Source organism: Rhodococcus tukisamuensis NBRC 100609, assembly GCF_001894985.1.
Taxonomy (GTDB): Bacteria; Actinomycetota; Actinomycetes; order Mycobacteriales; family Mycobacteriaceae; genus Rhodococcus_G; species Rhodococcus_G tukisamuensis.
Window position 1 is genome coordinate 90490 of the sequence record NZ_BCXG01000002.1, and the last position, 20426, is coordinate 110915.

Consider the following 20426-nt stretch of genomic DNA (forward strand, 5'->3'; position numbering starts at 1 on the left):
GGGTTATGGTCTGGCCATGAGTCAGCGCCTGTCCGCCCACGAGATCCTCGACCTGGTGCTCGACGCCGGCAGCTTCGTGTCCTGGGACACCGCCCCGATCGCGGTCGACACCGACGAGTCCTACCGCGCCGACCTCGACGCGGCGGCCGCGAAGACCGGCCTGGACGAGTCCGTGATCACCGGCGAGGGCACCGTCCACGGCCGGCGGGTGGCCGTGATCGCCTGCGAGTTCGGCTTCCTCGCCGGGTCGATCGGCGTCGCGGCGGCCGAGCGGATCGTCGCCGCCGTCGAACGCGCGACCGCGCAGTCGCTGCCGCTGCTGGCCTCGCCGACCTCCGGCGGCACCCGCATGCAGGAGGGCACCCTCGCGTTCGTGCAGATGGTGAAGATCGCCGCGGCCATCACCGTGCACAAGGCCGCGCACCTGCCCTACCTGGTGTACCTGCGCAACCCCACCACCGGCGGGGTGTTCGCGTCGTGGGGTTCGCTCGGGCACGTGACCGTCGCGGAGCCGGGCGCGCTGGTCGGATTCCTCGGGCCGCGGGTGTACCAGGCGCTGTACGGCGAGAAGTTCCCCGAGGGCGTGCAGACCGCCGAGAACCTCTACCGCAACGGCGTGATCGACGGTGTGGTGCCGCCGAAATGGCTGCGGCACCTCGTGATCCGTGCGCTCCGGGTGCTGACCGGCGAGTCCGACGCGGTAATGGACCCGCTGCCCGAGCCCGCACACATCCCGGACGTGCCGGCCTGGCAGTCGGTGATGCTCTCGCGGCGGGCCGACCGGCCCGGCATCCGGGCGCTGCTGCGGTACGCCGCCACCGAGCAGGTGCCGCTCAGCGGCACCGGGCAGGGTGAGGCCGACAAGACGGTGCTGGTCTCGCTGGCCCGGTTCCGCGGCGCCCCCTGCGTGCTGTTCGGACAGGACCGCAGCGGCCAGTCCGCGCAGCACACCATGGGCCCCGGTGCCCTCCGCGAGGCGCGTCGGGCGATGAAGCTGGCCGAGGAGCTGCGGATCCCGTTGGTGCTCGTCATCGACACCCTCGGTGCGTCGCTGTCGAAGGAGGCGGAGGAACGCGGACTCGCCCCGGAGATCGCGCGCTGCCTCGCCGACCTGGTCACCCTCGACACCCCGACGGTCTCGGTGCTGCTCGGCCAGGGCACCGGCGGCGGCGCGCTGGCCCTGCTACCCGCGGACCGGGTGCTCACCGCGCAGAACGGGTGGCTGGCCCCGCTGCCCCCGGAAGGCGCCAGCGCCATCGTGCACCGCGACACCACGCACGCCCCCCGGATGGCGGCCGCCCAGGGCATCCGGTCGCTGGACCTGCTCCGCGACGGCATCGTCGACGCGATCATCCCCGAACTGCCGGACGCCGCCGACGAACCGGTCGAGTTCTCCAAACGGGTGGGCGCGGCGATCGCCCGGGAACTGGTCACGCTCGCCGCCGAACCCGCCGCGGACCGTCACACCTCCCGCATCGCGCGCTACCGCAGCCTCGGGCTGCCCCGATGAGTCCCGCCGCGAGCGAGCACGACTACGACCACGCCGCGCTGGCCCGGTTCGAGCTGTTCCTGTTCGCGGCGGTGGCCACCGTGCTGATCACCCGCGCGTACCTCGCGGCCACCGGCTACCCGCAGATCGGCGGCGGCGCCCTGCACATCGCGCACGTGCTGTGGGGCGGGCTGTTGATGGCCGGGGCGCTCGTCGGGGTGCAGATCAGCCAGGGCAGCCGGGCCCGGGTCCGCGCCGCCCTGGTCGGCGGCATCGGTTTCGGCCTGTTCATCGACGAGATCGGCAAGTTCGTCACCGCCGACGTCGACTACTTCTTCCAGCCCGCCATCGCCATCATGTACGTCGTCTTCGTGCTGTTCTACCTGGTGGTGCGGGAACTGCTGCTGCGGCGGCCGCTGACCGACCGCAAACGCCTGGCGGTCGGCTTCGGCGCCCTCTCCGATCTCGCGCTCGGCCAGCTCGACGAGGTCCGGTACCGGTCCGCGCTGCGCGTCGTCGACGGGGTGCGGGACCCGAAGTTCACGGACCTCGCGGGCCTCGTCCACGCCGGGCTGACCTCGCAGACTCCGCCGACGCGGGGGCTCGAATCGAGGATCACTCACGCACGCGACGCGCTCACCCGACGTTCGACGGCGGTGCTGTCGCACTGGCTGGTTCGCCGAACGGTCCTGGCGCTGTTCGTGTTACAGGCGGCGGCGTCCGTCGTCGGGGTGGTCGTCTCGCTGGTCGTCGACAGCACCTACGAGACCGACGACGTGGCCGACCTGATGGTGCAGTTGTCGAGCGCGGTGACCGTCGTCCTGATCGTGGCCGGCGTGTGGTTCCTGTTCCGTGGCCCCTACCTGCGGTCCCTGCGGCTGCTGCGGGCGTCCATCGTGGTCAACCTGCTGGTGACGCAGGTGTTCCTGTTCGCCGAGAACCAGCTCGGCGCGCTGACCGGGTTCGCCCTCTCGCTGTTCCTGCTCGCCGTCCTGCGCACTGCCATCCGAACCGAGGAGGGCGCCGTGTCCGCCGTAGCGCCGGAGTCCTCGGCGAGCACCGCGGACACCCCGGCCTAGGACGTACCGCCCGCCGCGATCGACGGCACGATGACCGCGACCATAACCGCCGCATTGACGGCCTCGACCGCCTTGCGTACCGCGGCGCCCGCCCACTCCCCTTCGGCGATCTCCTTGGCGCGCTTGTTGACAGCGCGCCGGTCGCCGTCCGGAAACACCTTCGGCGTCGCGTCCACCGCGGCGAGCAGCGAGACCAGCGCGGAGGTCCGGGGCGACGGGTCGGCGCCGCCGATCACCGCGTCGCGCAGCTCGGCGCGGAGCCGACTTTCGTGGGTGTCGTCGACGGCGGGCCACACCGTGGTCGGGAAGATGCCGAGCAGCTTCGCCTTGGCCTCGCGCACCCAGCCCTTCGCCACGATCCGTTCGAGCACCGCCTCGCGCAGGCCCTTGTCGAGCTTCTCGATGGCCCGCTCCGGCCTCATCGGCTTGGACTCCCGCAACCGGGCGACCGCCCGCGCGAGGATCTCGTCGTCCGGAGTGGACTCGTGGCGCAGCACCAAACGCCCCCTGCGCACTTCCTCGCCCTCCCCGGCCGGCTCGACCACGCCGTCGAGGGCCAGTTCGAGCAGCACGGCACCGGCCAGCACGCGCGGCAGCTTGGCGCCGTCCACGACGGGCTTTCCGGTCTCGTCGTCCAGGAGCAGCAGCAACAGGTCTTCGGCGAGCAGCGTCATGACCCCACCGTACGGCGGACCGACCAGTGGAGCTGTTCGACGGTGTTCAGCGGTCGTTGCCCGGCGTCGGCTCCGACGCCGCGGACTCTGCTCGCCGCCGGCGCACGGCCCGCACCGCCACCAGCGCGAACAGCACCAGCACGACCGCCAGCAGGATCCCAGCATCGGAAACCCGCTGTGCCCAGTCACTCACTGTCACCTGGAGCGAGAACTGGTCGTCCACCCCCATCACGCCGCCGAGGTTCGCGGTCCCGTCGGTGGCGAGAAAGAGGGCTCCGAGCGCCACGAACAGCAGACCCGACACCAGCGACGTCGTGTGCGTGCGCACCGGCCCGAGCGCGATCGTCCTGCCCCGCAACCACGGCCGCCGTCCCAGATCGAATCGGTCCCAGAGCAACGCCAGCACGAAGAGCGGGACGGTCATCCCCAACGCGTAGACGGCCATCAGCAGTCCGCCGTAGCCGGCACCGCCGCCGGCCACCGCGATCGTGAGGACGCTGCCGAGCAGAGGCCCCGAACAGAACCCGGCGAACCCGTACACGCCTCCGAGCGCGAACACCGACACGGTGCCGGAGATACGGACCGACCCGGCCGCGCGTTGTGCGGGGGCGAACGCGAATCCCCGGCCGAACACCGTCATGACACCGAGTCCGATCAGCACCAGACCACTGACCGTCGTCACCGTCTCACGATGCTGGGTCAGCAGCGATCCCATCGCACCGAGACCGGCGCCGAGCGGCACGAGCACCACCGCGAGGCCGAGGTAGAACACCGCGGTCCGGGCGGCGAGACGCCCGACACCGTCGAAGGCGTATGCGAAGAAGGACGGCAGCAGCAATGCCGAACAGGGACTGACCAGTGAGAGCAGACCACCCAACAGCGCACCGAGCAGTCCGACGTCGGTCACGGCAGTCGCCCACCGGTCTTCTCGATCAACTGCTCGAAGGCCGACAGCGGCTGGGCGCCGAGCACGGGATAGCCGTCGATCACGAACGACGGCGTGCTCGCCACTCCGATCATATTGGCCTCCAGTGCATCTGCGGCGATGTCCGAGTCCACCGAGGTGTCTGCGGCGTCACGAGCGAAGCGATCCAGGTCCGGCACGCCGGCCTGTTGCGCGAATCCCCGCAGCGCGACCTGGTCGAAGGTCGGGTGTCCGCGATCCGGCGCCGCGGCGTACAGAGCCGAGTTGAACTCCCAGAACCTGCCCTGTGCGGCCGCCGCCCGACCGGCTCGCGCGGCGACCATCGACTCTTCCCCGAAGATCGGCAGGTCCCGCCACTCGATCCGCAGCTTCCCCGCCTCGACGTACTTGTCTACGAGCTGGGGCTCGGTGTCGCGACTGAACTTCGCGCAGAACGGGCAGCGGTAGTCCGAGTACACGACCACGACCACGGGTGCGTCGACCGGTCCCCGCGCCAGGGGGTCGCCCTCCGTCCGGCGGGCCATGTCCCCGACCGGCCCGATGCCGGGATCCAGGTCTGCGGTGGCCGTCGCCGACACCGACGCCTCGTCCGCGGCGCCCACCCGGTCCACCACGAGAAGCCCCGCCAGCACAAGAGCGACGACGCCGAGCGCTCCGAGCAGCCACACGTCCCGCCCGATCCCGAGCAGCTTGCTCCGCGACGCCATCCGTCCTCCGTTCGATCCAGCACACCGACCCACAACTACTATCGGAGATAGTACCTGGACCTACTATCCTCCTTAGTAGTTCTTCAGGCTTGCGCCGACGAAGGACTCCACTCACTGTGACCGAAAACACCGGCAGTGGAATGTATTTGGTGCGCGCACTCGCGGCGGGTCTCGTGACCGTGATCGCGGTGGGCGTTCCGACGGACATCATCGACACCCGGTTCTTCGGACGCGAGGTGCCCGCGCGCGGGTGGGAGCACCCGGTCCACGTGGCCACCGCGACCCTGACGGCCCTGTGGTTCGGCATCCGCCCCGGCGCCCAGGAACGCCGACCGACCGGCGCGATGGCCGGGGTGGTGCTCGCGGTCATCTCGCTCGCGATGCTGACCATCGCCGTCGTGCTGCGCCGTCGTCAGAGCCTGTGCGGTCCCGACTGCGCCGGCCCCGCCGAGCGCACCGCCGCGGCTCAGGAGCCGAGCATCGCGCAGTAGGCCGCGAGCGCCGTGACCACGACAGAGACCGTCGCCAGCACCGGCAGGGCCGACAGGGTGAGCGCGAGCGGATAGTGCAGGACCTGCGCCCCACGGCGCGACGCGCACTGCCCCGACAGCCACACCACGCGATCCTCGACGAAGCCCGCGGCCGACATCGCCGCCGGCCGGGAGTCCCGCGGTTCGTCGTGCCATCGCTCCAGCGCCGCGCACACCGCTGAAGGACCACACGACGCGGCGGCCTGACGGTCCGCGGACAACTCCACCAGCACCCGAACCCACGTCGCGCCCACCCGCGCCAGCGGGACCACCGGGACGGCGGCGCTCAATGCGTCGGCCCACGCCACCAACAGGTGATGGCGGCCTCTCAGGTGGGCGCGTTCGTGGGCCAGGATCGCCTCCCTGGCCGGCGGCTCGAGATCCATCACACCCGTTCCCAGCACGATCGCCGGGGAGCGGCCGCCGATGCTGTACGCCGCGACCCCCGGCCCGACGACGTGGAAGACGTCGCCGTCGGTCGAGTTCCGCCGTCCCACCAGGCGCAGCACCGACGCGTGCTCCTCGGTGACCCGGCGATGGCGGAGCAGACCCCGCGAGACGACCAGCGCGATCCTTCCGACCAACAGCAAGCCGACAGCCCATAGCGTCGCCTCGACTGCGAGAAACCAAGGAACAGTGCCGTTCTGGCGCAGGGAGCTGACACACGAGAGCGTCGACGAGGGCAGGAGGTGCCAGCGATCTCCCGGCCGCACCCACAGGACGAGTGGCACGGCCGCCACCGCACCGACGAACAGTGCCTGCGACGTCAGCCAGGCCGCGAGGGCCACCCGCGGGTGCCGGTGCGGCGCCGCGAGCAGGCCGAGCCAGTGCGGCGCCGCGAACCCGAGAACCACCGTGGCGGCGAGCAGGCCGATCGCGGCGATCACCCGAGACCGCCGCGTCGGCGCGTCTGCGTACGACGTGCGGCCCGACGCAGGATCCTCGACTCGTCCTCCGAGGCCGAGTTCGCGAAGTGCAGCATGACCTGTTCGGCGTCCCCGCTCGAGCGGAGCACCTGACGAAGCAGATCGGCCGCGGTCTCCTCCCGGCTGCGTGTGGCTCGGTACCGATAGGCCCGTCCGACGCGTTGCCGGGACACCATGCCCTTGGTGTGCAGATTGTCGAGGACCGTCATCACGGTCGTGTACGCAAGCGGCCGCGGGGGTTGCAGTCGATCCATCACGTCTCGCACGCGGACCGGTTCGTCCACGCTCCACAGCACGTCCATCACCGCGGTCTCGAGGTCACCGAGTCCGATCACGCGGCCACCCCGGCGGGTCCCGGGAAGCCGAGCTTCTCGTCAGCGCGGGTTCCGCTCGCTCGTGCCATGCCGCAAGTACAAAACGCTACCAATCGAGAGTCAAGTTTCGAGGTGCCCTGTTCGAGTGCGCGGCCCGAGGACGACCCCGTCGGCGGCCACCCCGGGCGGCGGTGACGACCGTTCGCCGACAGTTCGGCGCCAACCACCGACGGACTGGTGTTGCCGACCTCGTATTCGCGCTGTGTGCACGCCGGTGTCCCCTAGTGTTCAGTGCACGTCACAAGCACACAAGTACTGGGAGAGGACAGCCGATGAGTGCAGTCGAGCGGGCCACGGGCTCATACGCCGAGGCCTTCCGTCAGAGCGTCGAGCAGCCGGAACAGTTCTGGCTCGAGGCCGCGGAAGCCGTCGACTGGGACGTCGCCCCGACTCGTGCGCTGGACTCGTCATCCGCCCCGATGTACCGCTGGTACCCGGACGCGACGATGAACACCTGCCGCAACGCGCTCGACCGGCACGTGGCGGCGGGCCGGGGTGAACAGGCCGCGCTGATCTACGACTCCGCCATGCTCGGCACCACCCGCACCTACAGCTACGCGCAGCTGCTCGACGAGGTGTCCCGGTTCGCCGGAGTGCTGACCGCGCAGGGCATCTCGGCCGGCGACCGCGTCATCGTGTACATGCCGATGATCCCGGAGGCGGCCGTCGCAATGCTCGCCTGCGCGCGCATCGGCGCGGTGCACTCGGTGGTGTTCGGCGGGTTCGCCGCCGCCGAGCTGGCCGCCCGTATCGACGACGCGGAGCCGAAGGCGCTGGTGACCGCGTCCGGCGGACTCGAGCCGGGCCGCACCATCGAGTACCTGCCGATGGTCGAGCGGGCGCTCGGGCTGACCGACAAGGCGCCCGCCGTCGTGATCGTCAAGGACCGTCCGAGCATCCCCGGCACCGCTGCCGACGTCGCGGGCTGGCTGGACTGGGACGCCGAGGTCGCCGCGGCCGCCCCCGCGGACTGCGTGTCCGTGGCCGCGACCGATCCGCTCTACATCCTGTACACCTCGGGCACCACCGGGAAGCCGAAGGGTGTGGTCCGCGACAACGGCGGGCACGCGGTGGCGTTGACCTGGTCGATGCGCAACCTCTACGACATCGGCGCCGGACAGGTGATGTGGACGGCCTCCGACGTCGGCTGGGTGGTCGGGCACTCGTACATCGTGTACGGCCCACTGCTCGCCGGCGCCACCACCGTGATGTACGAGGGCAAGCCGGTGGGCACGCCCGACGCCGGCGCATTCTGGCGGGTGGTTCAGGACCACCAGGTGCGGGCGCTGTTCACCGCACCGACCGCGATCCGCGCGATCCGCAAAGAGGATCCGGATGCGAAAGAACTTGCCAACTACGACATCTCGTCGCTGACGACACTCTTCGCCGCGGGCGAGCGGCTCGACCCCGACACCTACGAGTGGGCGGGCAGGGTGCTCGGCGTGCCGGTCGTCGACCACTGGTGGCAGACCGAGACCGGTTGGGCGATCTGCGCGAACCTGCGGGGCCTCGAGCCGATGCCGATCAAGGCCGGATCCCCCACCGTCCCGGTGCCGGGCTACCGCGTCGAGATCCTGGACGGCGAGGGTGCGCCGGTCGAGGCGGGCACCGAGGGCAACATCGTCATCGCCCTGCCGATGCCGCCCGGCACGCTCGCCGGGCTCTGGCGCGACGAGGACCGGTACGTCAGGTCGTACCTGTCCACCTTCGACGGCTACTACCTGACCGGCGACTCCGGGTACATCGACGAGGACGGGTACGTGTTCGTGCTCGGCCGCAGCGACGACGTGATCAACGTTGCCGGGCACCGGCTCTCGACCGGCAGCATGGAGGCCGTGGTGGCCGAGCACCCCGAGGTCGCCGAGTGCGCGGTGATCGGGATCCGGGACGAGCTCAAGGGCCAGCGGCCCAGCGGCTACGTGGTGCTCAAGTCCGGTTCCGAGATCGATCCCGAGCAGCTGCGCAAGGACCTGGTCGCGATGGTCCGCGACCAGATCGGTGCCGTCGCGACCTTCCGTGACGTGACCGTGGTGCAGGCCCTGCCGAAGACCCGGTCCGGCAAGATTCTGCGCAAGACGATGCGTCAGATCGCCGACCACGACGAGTACACGGTGCCGTCCACGATCGAGGATCCGGCGGTGCTCGACGCATTGGCCAAGCTGCTCGGTCCCGGCGCCTGACCGCCGCGACCACAGTTCGGTGAGGCCGCGGCCCTCCCGGTCGCGGCCGTCACCGACGAGTCGGACACTCAAAACGACGGCGGTTCCTCGGGATTCGCCGATCTGTGGTGGCCGCGACTGCCGACGATCCGCGGGCCGGGTACCGCCAGCGAGTCGCTGCCCTGCGCACCCGCCGGCAGCGTCACCTCGCTCGTACCGAGACTCGAAGTCCACAACAGGGCGTGACCGCGCAGCGCGACCACGTTCCACAGCCGCAACGTCTTGAGCTGATGATGAAAGGCACACAGGCACTCCAGGTTGGAGACAATCGTCCACCCACCCGCGGCGGGGTCCCATATTCGGAACTCGACGATGTGGTCGACCTGGCATGCGTCGGCAGGACGGGCGCAGCCCGGGAACCGGCAGTGCCCGTCCCGGGCACGGACCATCGCCACCGTTGCCGCGTCCGGGCGGTAGGTCAGCGCACCGTCCGGCGGCGCCGGCAATCCCCCGTGCCCGTTCGGGTACTGCCCCAGCGCGAGAGTCGGATCGGCCCGCACCGCGGCAAGGATCGCATCGGCGACCGTGCCGAGACTGAGCGGTACCGGTCGCATCGGGGGCTCACCCCGGGTCCGCTTGCCTGCTCGGGCACCCGACCTCGCAGACCGCACCGAGGCTGCCGAGCACGGTTTGCCGGGTGGTCGCGGTCCGTAGTCGGGCACGTATCCGGCCCTGCGGCGACCACCGCGGGCAAGGAACGAACGCACTCGGTACCGCGACCGTAGCGCCGGCGGCGCCTCGGGATCCGAGCCTGCGGGTGGATCGTTCGATGACGCGCAGGCTGCCTCAGCCACGAGTGCCTGCCCACCCACCGAAGCGGTGCCCCGCGCAACGGGTTGCGTCTCGAGATCGGCTACGCCGGCCGTAGATGGAGCGTCGGTGGTTGCAGCAGCATCGGTCGCGGCACCGTCGACTGCAGCAGCATCGGCTCCGACATCGGCGGTCACCGCCTCGGCAACATCGCCTACATCGGTGACCAAGCCTTGCTTCTCCGCAATGTCCAGTGCCTCCGCCAACAGCACCTGCCAGGTCCCGTCCGCAGCTAACCGCCTCGCCAGCTCCGGATCGATGAAGCCGTGCCCGTGCAGGTATGCCGGCTGCGACAACAACCCGACCAGGGTCGCGACGTCGACCGTGATCTGCGTCAACGGCGCCCGCCGGCCCGGCAGCGACGCCCTCCCCGACGCAGTACAGTCCTCCCGCTCGCACAGGCACGCCAGGTGCGGCTCACCGTGCATGATCGCCATCACCGCATCGGCCATCCGCTGCTGGGCACCCCGCAGGTCGTGCCGACACACCGTCGACGCCATCTCCGCGACCAGTTGCATGAACTGCGCGCCCTCCTCGGGCGACACCGTCACCTCGATCACCGACGAACTCCCCCTCGACCGCCGCACCACCCGCCGACCGCGCCGCTCGAACTCCCGCTGCTCGGCCGCCTCCTGCGGCGAGTACTCGCAGATCAAGCGAAAGATCTCCCCCGCCAACGGTCCCGGCGTCAACTGCCGTGCGGCAGCAACGATCTCCGTTTCCAGCGACGCCACCGTCTCGGGCCGCAATCCGGCCGTGTCCCGCGCAATCACCCGCACCCGTGCGAAGTCGAGATCGCCCGCCTCGAAGGCCGCCCGCACCCTGGGCAACCGCAGCCGCAGATCCATCCCCAACTCCGCGTGACCCTGCGCGACCGTCCGGGAACATCCCCAGTGCACTGCCAACTCCGCGATCGCATTGTTGCCGCAGTCGGTGATGTCCCCCGACCCCAGCCGCACGTCCCGCTCGATCCACGATTCCCAGAACCGGCCCGCCGCGAGCACCTTGAGTGCCGCGCACGTGTTCTCACCGCGCGCCGTCTCGGTCGCCTCGGTCAGGTCGATCGCTTCGGCCAGCGCCGCCGAGGTCTCCGCCTCGACCCTCGAGTTCGCTCCACCACCCCTGGTTTCGAACATGGATGCGACGCTACGCCGGGGGTCCGACAACCGACCAAATCCACCGATCACCGCCGGTCAGGGGTAAATACCGGCCGTCCGCGACCGGCCCTCAGCGAACGGCGTCGGCTGCGGCCTGGACGCGTCGGTAGTGCGCGAAACGACGGTCGGCGTCTGTGTAGGGCAGGTTGTCGTTACCCTTCGTCATTCCCGCGACGCCGTCGATCAGCTCCCGACCGATGTCGGCGTGCCCGGCGTGGCGTGCCGTCTCGATGTTCATGTGCAGCAGGATCTGGTGCAGGGTGACATTCTCGTCGGGCCACCCCGGCGCGCATCCGGGAGAGTCGAGATCGAGGGCGCCGAACGTCTCACCCGCGTGCTCCCACGAACGTCGGTAGAGACCGTCCACAATGAACTCCGTCGACTCCTCCGGGGTCGCCCACAGGTCGACGTTCTCGGCGGCGCCGGGCCGGTCCCAGGGCAACTCCATGGGGGCGGGCCGTCCGAAGACATCTCCGAAGTAGCCGAATTCGCACGCGGCCAGGTGTTTGACGAGACCGAGAAGGTTGGTACCGGTCGGCGTCAAAGGACGGCGGAGGTCGTACTCCGAGAGACCCTCCAGCTTCCACAGGACCGATTCACGCAGCACCTGCAGTCGCCCGATCAGGTCTGACTTGTTCGCGGCTTGCGAGGTCATCCAGGCAGCCTAGGCGGACAATCGAAGACACCGGTAGACCAATCCGCCCGGCGCGCGGCGCCGAATCACCACTGACACGAACACCAGGCAGCGGAGGTTGATTGTGAGAAACGCCGTCGGAGCACTGCTCGCCGCGGGATCCGCCCTTCTCCTTGCGGTCCCTGCCCAGGCCCAGCCTGCACCGTTGGCGCCGGTGGCCGCCGTCGACATCGGGCGGTACACCGGGACCTGGCTGCAGCTCGCCGCGGTGCCACAACCGTTCAGCCTCGACTGCGCGCGCGACACCCGTGCGACGTACTCGCTGGTAGACGCCCGGAACGTCCGGGTCCAGAACAGCTGCGAGACCTGGTCCGGGAGCCGCAACGAGATCGTCGGCAATGCACGAGTCAACGACCCGGTCACGAACGCGCAGTTGCACGTGAGCTTCCCCGGCGTGCGGTCCCAGGACTCGCCGGACGGACCGACCAACTACGTCGTGACCTACCTCGCCGAGGACTACTCGTGGGCGTTGGTCGGGGACCCGGCCCGTTTCTCCGGCTTCGTGCTGTCGCGGGTCCCGGCCGTCACCGCCGAGCAGTGGCGGCAGATCCGTGCGGTGGTCGAGTCACGCGGGTACAACTCGTGCCTGCTTCTCACCACGCCTACCTCCGGCGGACGCGACGACATCCGTCCGCTCTGCACGCTCTGACGGCTTCAGGATGCGCTCTGATGCCGACGGGCAGCGGTTCCGGTGATGTTGTTGACCATGCCCTTGAAGATGACCCCGTGGAACGGCAGGAGCGCGTACCAGTAGGCGCGGCCGGCGATTCCGCGTGGGAAGAAGATTGCCCGCTGGTCGAGGCGAGAACCGCGCGCCGCGGCGCGGACCCGCCACTCGAGCCAGGCGCCACCCGGCGCGCGCATCTCCGCCCGCAGTCGCAGTAGGGCGCCGCGTTCGATCTTCTCCACCCGCCAGAAGTCGAGCGCGTCCCCGGTCTGGAGCCGTCGCGCATCACGACGGCCGCGACTGAGGCCCACCCCGCCGACCAGCCGGTCCAGCCAGCCGCGGACCGCCCACGCCAGCGGGAAGGAGTACCAGCCGTTCTCGCCGCCGATGCTCTCGACCACCTGCCACAGCGTCTGCGCGTCCGCCTCACAGGTCTTGCTGCGTTCGTCGGTGAACACCACCTCGCCGGCCCAGACCGGGTCAGACGGGAGCGGGTCCGAGGGCGCTCCAACCGGTGCGGCGTTCGCCCACGTCGTCTCCACCTCGCCCCGCTCGATGCGGCCCAGGGCCAACCGCACCGCCTCCCGGTACGGGGTGAGTCCGCCCGCAGGCGGCGCAATGACGTCGTCGATGCCGTGTTCGGTCATCACCGCGTCGTTCTGCAACGACTCGATCAGCGCCCGCCCCAGACGAGACGGGATCGGGGTCACCAGCCCGATCCACAGGCCGGCCAGCCGCGGCGTCAGCACCGGGAGGACCAGGATGCGACGGTTGGCCAGACCCGCGACCTGCGCGTAGGTCCTCATCATGTCGCCGTAGCCCATCACGTCCGGTCCACCGATGTCGTAGGTACGACTGCGCGGCAACGGGGCCTCCGCCGCGGCAACCAGGTAGTGCAGGACGTCCCGGACCGCGATCGGTTGGATCCGGTTGTTCACCCACCGCGGCGTCGTCATCACCGGCAGCCGATTGGTCAGGTGCCGGATCATCTCGAACGATGCCGAACCGGATCCGATGACCACCCCTGCCTGCAACGCCATGGTCGGGATTCCCGAGTCGATCAGGATCCGCCCGACCTGGGTGCGGGAACGCAGGTGCGCAGACAGTTCCACCCCCGCCGGGTGCAGCCCACCCAGGTAGACGATGCGCGACACGCCCGCGGACCGCGCCGCGGCCACCACGTGCTGTGCGCCACGGCGCTCGGCGTCGGTGAACGCCTCGCCGCCGCCCATGGAGTGGACGAGGTAGTAGACGACGTCGATGTCCCCGAACGCCGCTGTCAGCGAGTCGGTGTCGTCCAGGTCGCCGCGGAAGATCTCGACGTCATGCGCCCACGGCACGTCCCGGAGCTTGTCCGGGGAACGCACCAGTACCCGAACCGAGTACGCGGCTGCGAGCAGTCGTGGTGTCACCCGGCCACCGATGTAGCCAGTCGCACCCGTGACCAGCACGCGCAGGTCGCCCATCACTCGACGATAGCCCTGCCTCAGCGCCCGAGTTCGCCGAGACGCGCCAACGACTCTCGACGCTCGATGGCGTGGTCGACGACGGGGTCCGGGTATCCGGACGGGCGGCCGGCCTTCAGCGCGTGCACGGCGCCGCCCGGGACCCCGCGCAACTCCGGTACCCAGCGGCGCACGTAGTCGCCGTCCGGGTCGAACTTCTCGCCCTGAGTCGTCGGGTTGAACACCCGAAAGTACGGCGCCGCATCGGTTCCGCAGCCCGCGGTCCACTGCCAGCCGTGCTGGTTCGAGGCCAGGTCGCCGTCGAGCAGGTGGGACATGAAGTACCTGGCCCCACGCCACCAGGGCAGGTGCAGGTCCTTCACCAGGAAGGACGCGACGATCATCCTGACCCGGTTGTGCATCCAGCCCTCGGCGAGCAGCTGACGCATCCCGGCGTCGACAATCGGGAACCCCGTTCGCCCTTCGCACCATGCGGCCCAGGACAACTCGGCGTCCGGGCCGGTGTCGTACCGGATCGCGTCGAACCGGCTGTCGTAGTTGTGCCGGGCACTGTCCGGGCGGTGGTAGAGCACGTCGGCGTAGAACTCACGCCACGCCAGCTGGCGCAGGAAGGCCTCCGGCCCAGCACCGCGCAGACCGGCGAGATCCGCGAGCACGGTGCGCGGGTGGACGGACCCGTACTTGAGATCCACCGACAGTCGGCTGGTCCCGTCGAGGTCGGGCCGATCCCGAATCCTGTGGTAGTCGGCGAGGTCGCCGTCACGGAACCGCGCCCACCGCTCGAGCCCGGCGCGCTCCCCCGCCGCGGGCCCGTCCGATGTTGCGGGTCGCGGGACCGGCACCCGCGCAGGAAGTTCCGGATCGAGCCAGTCCACCGCGACACCCGAGCCGGCTGCGGGTGCGCGCCAGCCGTGGTCGAGCCACCGTCGGAAGTACGGCGTGAACACCCGGTAGGGACCGCCGTCGGCCTTCGTCACCCGCCCAGGCGCGACGGCATAGGGCGAGCCCGTCCGCACCAGCTGCACCCGCTCGGCGACCGCCTCGTCGCGCCGACGCCCGTACGGCCCGTAGTCCGCGCTGACGTGGACCTCGCTCGCGCCGACCGCCGCCGCGACCGCGGGGACGACCGACACAGGATCGCCCCGCACGACGCACAGGCGGCCGCCCAGCTGCTCGTCGAGTGCGGACAGGCTGCGGAACAGGTGGTCCCGCCGGACCGCACCGGACGGCCCGAGAATCGACTCGTCCAGGACGAAGAGCCCGAGCACCCCCGCGGCGCCGGCCTCGGCCGCCGCGGACAGCGCCGGCAGGTCCCCGGTGCGCAGGTCCCGGCGAAACCACATGACAGAGGCGGGCATGCCCGTCTTTCTACACCCGCCCGGCGGGTGCGGGCACAATGCAGGGGTGACCGAACCCGCCGCCGCCACGGTCCTGGTCGTCGACGACGACCAGGACGTCCTGCTCTCCCTGCGCCGCGGCCTGCAGCTGTCCGGATTCACCATCCTCACCGCGGCCAACGGCGCGGAGGCCCTGAGGGTGGTCGCGGACCGGAACCCCGACGCAATCGTCCTGGACATGAACATGCCCGTCCTCGACGGCGCCAGCGTGGTGACCGCGCTGCGCGCGATGGGCAACGACATCCCGATCTGCGTGCTGAGTGCCCGTTCCTCGGTGGATGACCGGGTGGCGGGACTCGAGGCGGGCGCGGACGACTACCTCGTCAAACCGTTCGTCCTGGCCGAGCTCGTCGCTCGCATCCGCGCCATGCTGCGCCGGCGCGCGACACCGCCGCCGGCGCCCGCACCGCAGGGCGCGCTGACCGTCGGCGCGCTGACCGTCGACCTGCTCGGTCGGCGCGCTGTCGTCGGCGGCCACGAGATCGAGCTCACCAAAAGGGAATTCGAGCTGCTCGCCGTCCTGACGCGCAACAGCGGCGTGGTCCTGAGCCGTGAACGGCTGCTCGAACTCGTCTGGGGGTACGACTTCGTCGCCGACACCAACGTCGTCGACGTGTTCGTCGGCTACCTGCGCCGCAAGCTCGAGGCAGACGGCCGCCCCCGCATCCTGCAGACCGTGCGCGGGGTGGGGTTCGTGCTGCGGGACGCGCAGTGAGCCCTCGCCGCTCCTATTCGCTACGCGCCCGCGTCGCCGCAGCCACCGCGCTCGGCGCCACCGTCATCGTCGCCCTGCTGGGAGTCTTTGTCGCGTTCGCGATCTCACGCAACAACATGAACCAACTGGACCGGCGGTTGGAGACGGCGACGCGGGTCCTGATCGCGAACGCCGCGACCGCCGCGTCGTTCCTGCCCACCTTCGGCGACGGTGGCGCGTTCGCCGTGACCATCCGGGCGGGAACCGACGTCATCGTGAGCACCCCCACCCGGCTTCCCGAACTCGACCCCGGCGCCGCGACCGTGCACGTGGACGGCACCGCCTACCGGGTGAACACCAGCCGAATCGCCGACAGCGACAGCCTGATCTCGCTTGCCGTACCCGCGGCGGAGGCCCGTGACGTCACCGCAGAACAGCAACGCTGGGTGGCGGTCTCCGGTGTGCTCGCGATCGCCGCCGCCGGCGGTCTCGGCTGGATCTTCGGGGGCCGGGCGGTCCGGCCGATCACCGCGTTGACGCGGCACATCGGTGCCGGCACGCCGCAGCCCGGCCCGCCGCCGAAGGTCTCCGGCGTCCGGGAGGCCGAGGAGCTGGCGGACGAGCTGGAACTGATGCTCGCGCGGATCGCCGAGGCGCAGGCGCAGTCCGCGGCGTCTCTGGACACCGCCCGCGACTTCGCCGCCGCGTCGGCGCACGAACTGCGGACCCCGCTGACCGCGATGCGCACCGACATCGAGGTCCTCAGCACCCTCCAACTCGACGACGCCCAACGCGCCGAGATCCTCGGAGACCTGGCACGCACCCAGGGCCGCGTCGAGGCCACCCTGTCCGCGCTCGAACGGCTCGCGTCGGGCGAGCTGTCCAGCGAACGCGACCACGTGCCCACCGACCTGGCCGAGCTGTGTGACATCGCCGCCCAGGAGGCCATGCGCCAACTGCCCGGCCTCGCGGTGCGGGTGGAGTCCGACCCCTCACTGGTCATCAACGGCCTGCCCGCCGGCCTGCGACTCGCGCTGGACAACGCGATCGCCAACGCGGTCCGGCACGGCGGGGGGTCGACGGTGGTGCTGACGGCCCGGCGCAGCGGGCCGGAGGCGGTGACGGTCACCGTCGACGACAACGGCACCGGCGTGCCGGTGACCGAGCGTGAAGCGGTGTTCGAGCGCTTCGTCCGAGGCTCCGGTGCCGCGCGTGGCGGGTCGGGACTGGGCCTGGCGCTGGTGGCACAGCAGGCCCAGTTGCACGGCGGCCGGGCCTACTTCGAGGACAGCGAACTGGGCGGCGCCCGCCTGGTGCTCGAGTTCGCGGCGCCGCGAAACCAGCCGCGAGGCTAGGTGCCGGTGGTGTCGCCCTCCGACCCCACCCAGACCGACCTTCGGACCCGGATCGGAAACAGGGCCCCGCATCGGTGTCGATGCGGGGCCCTGTCTGCGATGCGTCTTGGCTGTGTGACTACCTCGTGCCGAGCAGGTCGATCACGAAGACCAGCGTCTTGCCGGAGAGCTGGTGCCCACCACCGGCCGGACCGTAGGCCAGCTCCGGCGGAACCGTGAGCTTGCGGCGGCCGCCGACCTTCATGCCGGGGATACCCTTCTGCCAGCCCGGAATCAGCTGGGCGAGAGGGAACTTCACGGAATCGCCACGCAGGAACGAGGAGTCGAACACCTCGTTGGTGTCGAACTCGACGCCGTGGTAGTGGACGTCGACGACGGCGCCGGGCTGCGCCTCCGCGCCGTCACCGACCTCGATGTCCTCGATCACGAGCTCTGCGGGTGCCGGGCCGGTGGCCGGCTCGATCACCGGCGCCGCCGGCGGAACCACGACGTCGAGCAGGTCGATCACGAAGACCAGCGTCTTGCCGGAGAGCTGGTGCCCACCGCCGGCCGGGCCGTAGGCCAGCTCCGGCGGGATGGTCAGCTGACGGCGTCCCCCGACCTTCATGCCGGGGATGCCCTCCTGCCAGCCGGCGATCAGGCCCGCGAGCGGGAACTTGATGGACTCGCCGCGGCTCCAGGAGGAGTCGAACTCCTCGCCGGACTCGAACTCGACTCCGAGGTAGTGGACCTCGACCTTGGCGCCGGGAGTGGCCTCGGCGCCGTCACCGACGGTGATGTCCTTGATCACGAGCTCGGTGGGCGGGGGGCCCTCCTGAAACTCGATTACCGGCTCGTTGCTCATGCGGGTCACCTGCTTTCCAGGTCGGTGTAGTTGCGTTCGGTGTAGCCGGTGTAGATCTGACGCGGGCGGCCGATCTTGGTGGCCGGGTCCTCGTGCATCTCGCGCCAGTGCGCGATCCAGCCGGGCAGCCGGCCCATCGCGAACAGCACGGTGAACATCCGCGTCGGGAAGCCCATCGCGCGGTAGATGAGACCGGTGTAGAAGTCGACGTTCGGGTACAGCTTGCGCTCGATGAAGTACTCGTCGGTGAGCGCGGCCTCCTCGAGCGCCTTCGCGATCTGGAGCAGCTCGTCGTCGCCGCCGAGCTTGGCCAGGATGGTGTCCGCGGCCTTCTTGGCGATCGCCGCGCGCGGGTCGTAGTTGCGGTAGACGCGGTGCCCGAAGCCCATGAGCTTCACGCCGTCTTCCTTGTTCTTGACCTTGCGGACGAACTCCTTGACGTCGCCGCCGCTGGCCTTGATCTCGTCGAGCATCTCGAGCACGGCCTGGTTGGCGCCGCCGTGCAGCGGGCCCCACAGTGCATTGATGCCGGCCGAGACCGAGGTGAACAGGTTGGCGTCGGAGGAACCGACCATCCGCACCGTCGACGTCGAGCAGTTCTGCTCGTGGTCGGCGTGCAGGATCAGCAGCATGTCGAGCGCCTTGGCGACCTCGGGATCGACCGCGTACGGCTCGGCCGGGAAACCGAACGTCATCCGGAGGAAGTTCTCGACCAGGGAGAGCGAGTTGTCCGGGTACAGGAACGGCTGCCCGACGGACTTCTTGTACGCGTAGGCCGCGATGGTCGGCATCTTCGCCAGCAGGCGGGTGGTCGACAGCTCGACCTGCTCCGGGTCGTCGGGGTCCAGCGAGTCCTGGTAGTACGCGGACAGCGCGTTCACCGCGGAGGAGAGCACCGGCATCGGGTGCGCGTTGCGCGGGAAGCCGTCGAAGAACCGCTTGAGGTCCTCGTGCAGCATCGTGTGGCGCTGGATGCGGGTGGCGAAGGCCGCCAGCTCGTCGGCCGAGGGCAGCTCGCCGTAGATCAGCAGGTAGCTGACCTCGAGGAAGCTCGAACGCTCCGCCAGCTCCTCGATCGGGTACCCGCGGTAGCGGAGGATGCCCGCGTCGCCGTCGATGTAGGTGATCGCAGACTTGGTGGATGCGGTGTTGACGAAGCCCGGATCGAGGGTGGTGTACCCCGTCGCGGACAGGAGCTTGCCGAGCTCGATCCCGTCATTACCCTCGGTGGCCCTCGCGATTGTCATCGCATGTTCGCCACCGGGGTAGCTGAGCGTGGGCTTGGTTTCTTCGGCAGCGGGCACGGATGACCCCTCTCAAACTCGAACCTTGCGAGTAGCAATATCAGTCGAGTAGAACCTAGTCGCAGTCAGCTTCGGCTGCCCAGCGAGGGTCGCTGTGGCGCTCTGTGCGCCACAGTCAAAGTGCCGTGAGCTGTGGTTATCCGATCAGCATATGCCCAGCCCCCAGCTTCCGCTCCAAGTTTGCCCGGGCGCGAGAACAAGTTGGTCGATGCCCGAGTTGAAGGCGTCCGGCGGGCAGGTCATCGGCTCGACGGCCAGCGCCCGGCCGCGGCCCGGGTAGCCCTTCCCGGTCTCGGGATCCGCGGTGAACACCTGGATCCAGCCGAACCGGCGGTCCGTCCACAACACCGTGCCGGCGCCGTCCGGTGCGCGCAGCACGTGCCGGGCCCGGCCGTCGGGGTCCGGCACGATCGAGCTGAACGGGGTGTCCAACCGCACGCCCGCGAGGTCGCGTGGCGAGGTGAAGTCGAACTCGGTGCCGTAGACGGACTGCGAGTTGCCCTCGGGCAGCATCCGGTCCGGGTCGAGAGGCAGCCGGGTGCCCGCGGTCAGCTGCAGCGTGCAGTCGTCGAGCGGGGTGTCCCCGACGCGGACGTAGGTGTGCACGCCGAGCCCGAACGGGGCCGGCATCGCGCCGATGTTGGTGGCGGTGTGGGTGACGGTGAGACCGTCCGGGCCCAGCTCGTGACGCACCCCGACCTGCAGCGGGTACGGCCAGCCCTTGTGCAGGCCCACCCGGATCGTCTGCTCGACACTGCTCTCGGTACGTTCGACGAGCTGCCACTCGTCCCGTCGCACGAGGCCGTGGATGGCGTTGTGCCGGTCCGGTTCGGTGATCGACAACTGATGCTCGACGCCGTCGAAAACGAAGTGCCCGTCCCGGAGCCGGTTGGGCCACGGCGCCAGCACCAGTCCCGCCGACAGCGGCGGCCGCTCCTGTGCGGACCACGTCTCGGTGAGGGCCCGGCCGTCGCACTCGAGCAGTCGCAACGCGGCGCCGCGGGAGACCACCTCGGCGCGGTAACCACCGAAGCTGAGCGGGTAGGCGCGCACGCCGGCGGACTCGATCACGCGGGACACGGACTCAGGCATGGATCCCAGTGTCCACGAATCGC

At 70.3% G+C, this 20426-nt stretch carries 19 protein-coding genes and 1 pseudogene; 7 read left to right on the forward strand and 13 right to left on the reverse strand.

All coding sequences use genetic code 11. From position 1 onward, the window contains the following. The first annotated feature begins 16 nt into the window (after positions 1–16). Both RT2_RS02445 and RT2_RS02450 read left to right on the forward strand, forming a co-directional pair. Positions 17–1510: an acetyl-coenzyme A carboxylase carboxyl transferase subunits beta/alpha gene (locus tag RT2_RS02445; protein WP_072842936.1), complete on the forward strand. Its 1494-nt coding sequence runs from the start codon at positions 17–19 to the stop codon at positions 1508–1510. After that, positions 1507–2568: a hypothetical protein gene (locus RT2_RS02450; protein ID WP_072842937.1), complete on the forward strand. Its 1062-nt coding sequence runs from the start codon at positions 1507–1509 to the stop codon at positions 2566–2568. The genes RT2_RS02445 and RT2_RS02450 overlap by 4 nt, the downstream gene beginning before the upstream one ends. On the opposite strand, the gene RT2_RS02455 is transcribed toward RT2_RS02450, so the two are convergent. The 3 genes from RT2_RS02455 to RT2_RS02465 are packed head-to-tail and all read right to left on the reverse strand — an operon-like array spanning position 2565 to position 4874. Then, positions 2565–3242 (reverse strand): GOLPH3/VPS74 family protein, encoded by a 678-nt coding sequence (locus RT2_RS02455; protein WP_072842938.1) that lies wholly within the window; start codon positions 3240–3242, stop codon positions 2565–2567. The two genes, RT2_RS02450 and RT2_RS02455, sit on opposite strands and share 4 nt — an antisense overlap. A gap of 46 nt (positions 3243–3288) precedes the next feature. Further along, positions 3289–4149, reverse strand: coding sequence for a cytochrome c biogenesis CcdA family protein (locus tag RT2_RS02460; protein ID WP_072842939.1), 861 nt, complete (start codon positions 4147–4149; stop codon positions 3289–3291). After that, positions 4146–4874, reverse strand: coding sequence for a DsbA family protein (locus RT2_RS02465; protein WP_072842940.1), 729 nt, complete (start codon positions 4872–4874; stop codon positions 4146–4148). The genes RT2_RS02460 and RT2_RS02465 overlap by 4 nt, the downstream gene beginning before the upstream one ends. Positions 4875–5014: 140 nt before the next feature. On the opposite strand from RT2_RS02465, the gene RT2_RS02470 reads away from it, so the two are divergent. Then, on the forward strand, positions 5015–5365 hold the full coding sequence (locus RT2_RS02470) for a hypothetical protein (protein ID WP_072842941.1): 351 nt from the start codon (positions 5015–5017) through the stop codon (positions 5363–5365). Here the strand turns inward: RT2_RS02470 and RT2_RS02475 are convergent. Both RT2_RS02475 and RT2_RS02480 read right to left on the reverse strand, forming a co-directional pair. Further along, positions 5341–6291, reverse strand: a complete 951-nt coding sequence (locus RT2_RS02475; RefSeq protein ID WP_072842942.1) for a M56 family metallopeptidase — start codon at positions 6289–6291, stop codon at positions 5341–5343. The two genes, RT2_RS02470 and RT2_RS02475, sit on opposite strands and share 25 nt — an antisense overlap. After that, the gene (locus RT2_RS02480; RefSeq protein WP_217635575.1) at positions 6288–6662 is read right to left on the reverse strand and encodes a BlaI/MecI/CopY family transcriptional regulator; all 375 of its coding nucleotides are present in this window, start codon (positions 6660–6662) and stop codon (positions 6288–6290) included. The genes RT2_RS02475 and RT2_RS02480 overlap by 4 nt, the downstream gene beginning before the upstream one ends. A gap of 314 nt (positions 6663–6976) precedes the next feature. Here RT2_RS02480 and RT2_RS02485 point away from each other — a divergent pair, with 314 nt between their 5' ends. Then, entirely contained in the window at positions 6977–8884 is a 1908-nt protein-coding gene (locus RT2_RS02485) for a propionyl-CoA synthetase (RefSeq protein ID WP_072842944.1), read from the forward strand. A 68-nt stretch (positions 8885–8952) separates the two neighbouring features. Here RT2_RS02485 and RT2_RS02490 read toward each other — a convergent pair whose 3' ends face one another. Next, complete coding sequence (locus tag RT2_RS02490) at positions 8953–10869, reverse strand: HNH endonuclease signature motif containing protein (RefSeq protein ID WP_072842945.1); 1917 nt, start codon at positions 10867–10869, stop codon at positions 8953–8955. A 91-nt stretch (positions 10870–10960) separates the two neighbouring features. Continuing rightward, positions 10961–11545: a DinB family protein gene (locus RT2_RS02495; protein WP_072842946.1), complete on the reverse strand. Its 585-nt coding sequence runs from the start codon at positions 11543–11545 to the stop codon at positions 10961–10963. Positions 11546–11642: 97 nt separating this feature from the next. On the opposite strand from RT2_RS02495, the gene RT2_RS02500 reads away from it, so the two are divergent. Then, positions 11643–12233 (forward strand): lipocalin family protein, encoded by a 591-nt coding sequence (locus RT2_RS02500; protein WP_072842947.1) that lies wholly within the window; start codon positions 11643–11645, stop codon positions 12231–12233. Between the two features lie 5 nt (positions 12234–12238). On the opposite strand, the gene RT2_RS02505 is transcribed toward RT2_RS02500, so the two are convergent. Next, a complete protein-coding gene (locus RT2_RS02505) occupies positions 12239–13717 on the reverse strand; it encodes an SDR family oxidoreductase (protein ID WP_072842948.1) in 1479 nt (492 codons plus the stop codon). Positions 13718–13737: 20 nt separating this feature from the next. Then, complete coding sequence (locus RT2_RS02510; RefSeq protein ID WP_072842949.1) at positions 13738–15075, reverse strand: cryptochrome/photolyase family protein; 1338 nt, start codon at positions 15073–15075, stop codon at positions 13738–13740. On the opposite strand from RT2_RS02510, the gene RT2_RS02515 reads away from it, so the two are divergent. Together RT2_RS02515 and RT2_RS02520 are read left to right on the forward strand one after the other, a co-directional pair. After that, positions 15074–15829, forward strand: coding sequence for a response regulator transcription factor (locus RT2_RS02515; protein ID WP_072843223.1), 756 nt, complete (start codon positions 15074–15076; stop codon positions 15827–15829). The genes RT2_RS02510 and RT2_RS02515 overlap by 2 nt on opposite strands. Next, the gene (locus RT2_RS02520; RefSeq protein WP_072842950.1) at positions 15826–17163 is read left to right on the forward strand and encodes a sensor histidine kinase; all 1338 of its coding nucleotides are present in this window, start codon (positions 15826–15828) and stop codon (positions 17161–17163) included. Before RT2_RS02515 ends, RT2_RS02520 begins: the two co-directional genes overlap by 4 nt. Before the next feature lie 118 nt (positions 17164–17281). On the opposite strand, the gene RT2_RS26260 is transcribed toward RT2_RS02520, so the two are convergent. From RT2_RS26260 to RT2_RS02535, 4 genes and pseudogenes are all read right to left on the reverse strand, one after another. Further along, the gene (locus RT2_RS26260; protein WP_281244405.1) at positions 17282–17650 is read right to left on the reverse strand and encodes an FKBP-type peptidyl-prolyl cis-trans isomerase; all 369 of its coding nucleotides are present in this window, start codon (positions 17648–17650) and stop codon (positions 17282–17284) included. A gap of 6 nt (positions 17651–17656) precedes the next feature. Then, positions 17657–18007 (reverse strand): annotated as a pseudogene (locus RT2_RS26265) (FKBP-type peptidyl-prolyl cis-trans isomerase); the annotation flags it as partial. 5 nt (positions 18008–18012) lie between these two features. Then, on the reverse strand, positions 18013–19311 hold the full coding sequence (locus RT2_RS02530) for a citrate synthase (protein ID WP_072842951.1): 1299 nt from the start codon (positions 19309–19311) through the stop codon (positions 18013–18015). 144 nt (positions 19312–19455) lie between these two features. Further along, complete coding sequence (locus RT2_RS02535; protein WP_072842952.1) at positions 19456–20403, reverse strand: aldose 1-epimerase family protein; 948 nt, start codon at positions 20401–20403, stop codon at positions 19456–19458. Between the last annotated feature and the right edge of the window lie 23 nt (positions 20404–20426).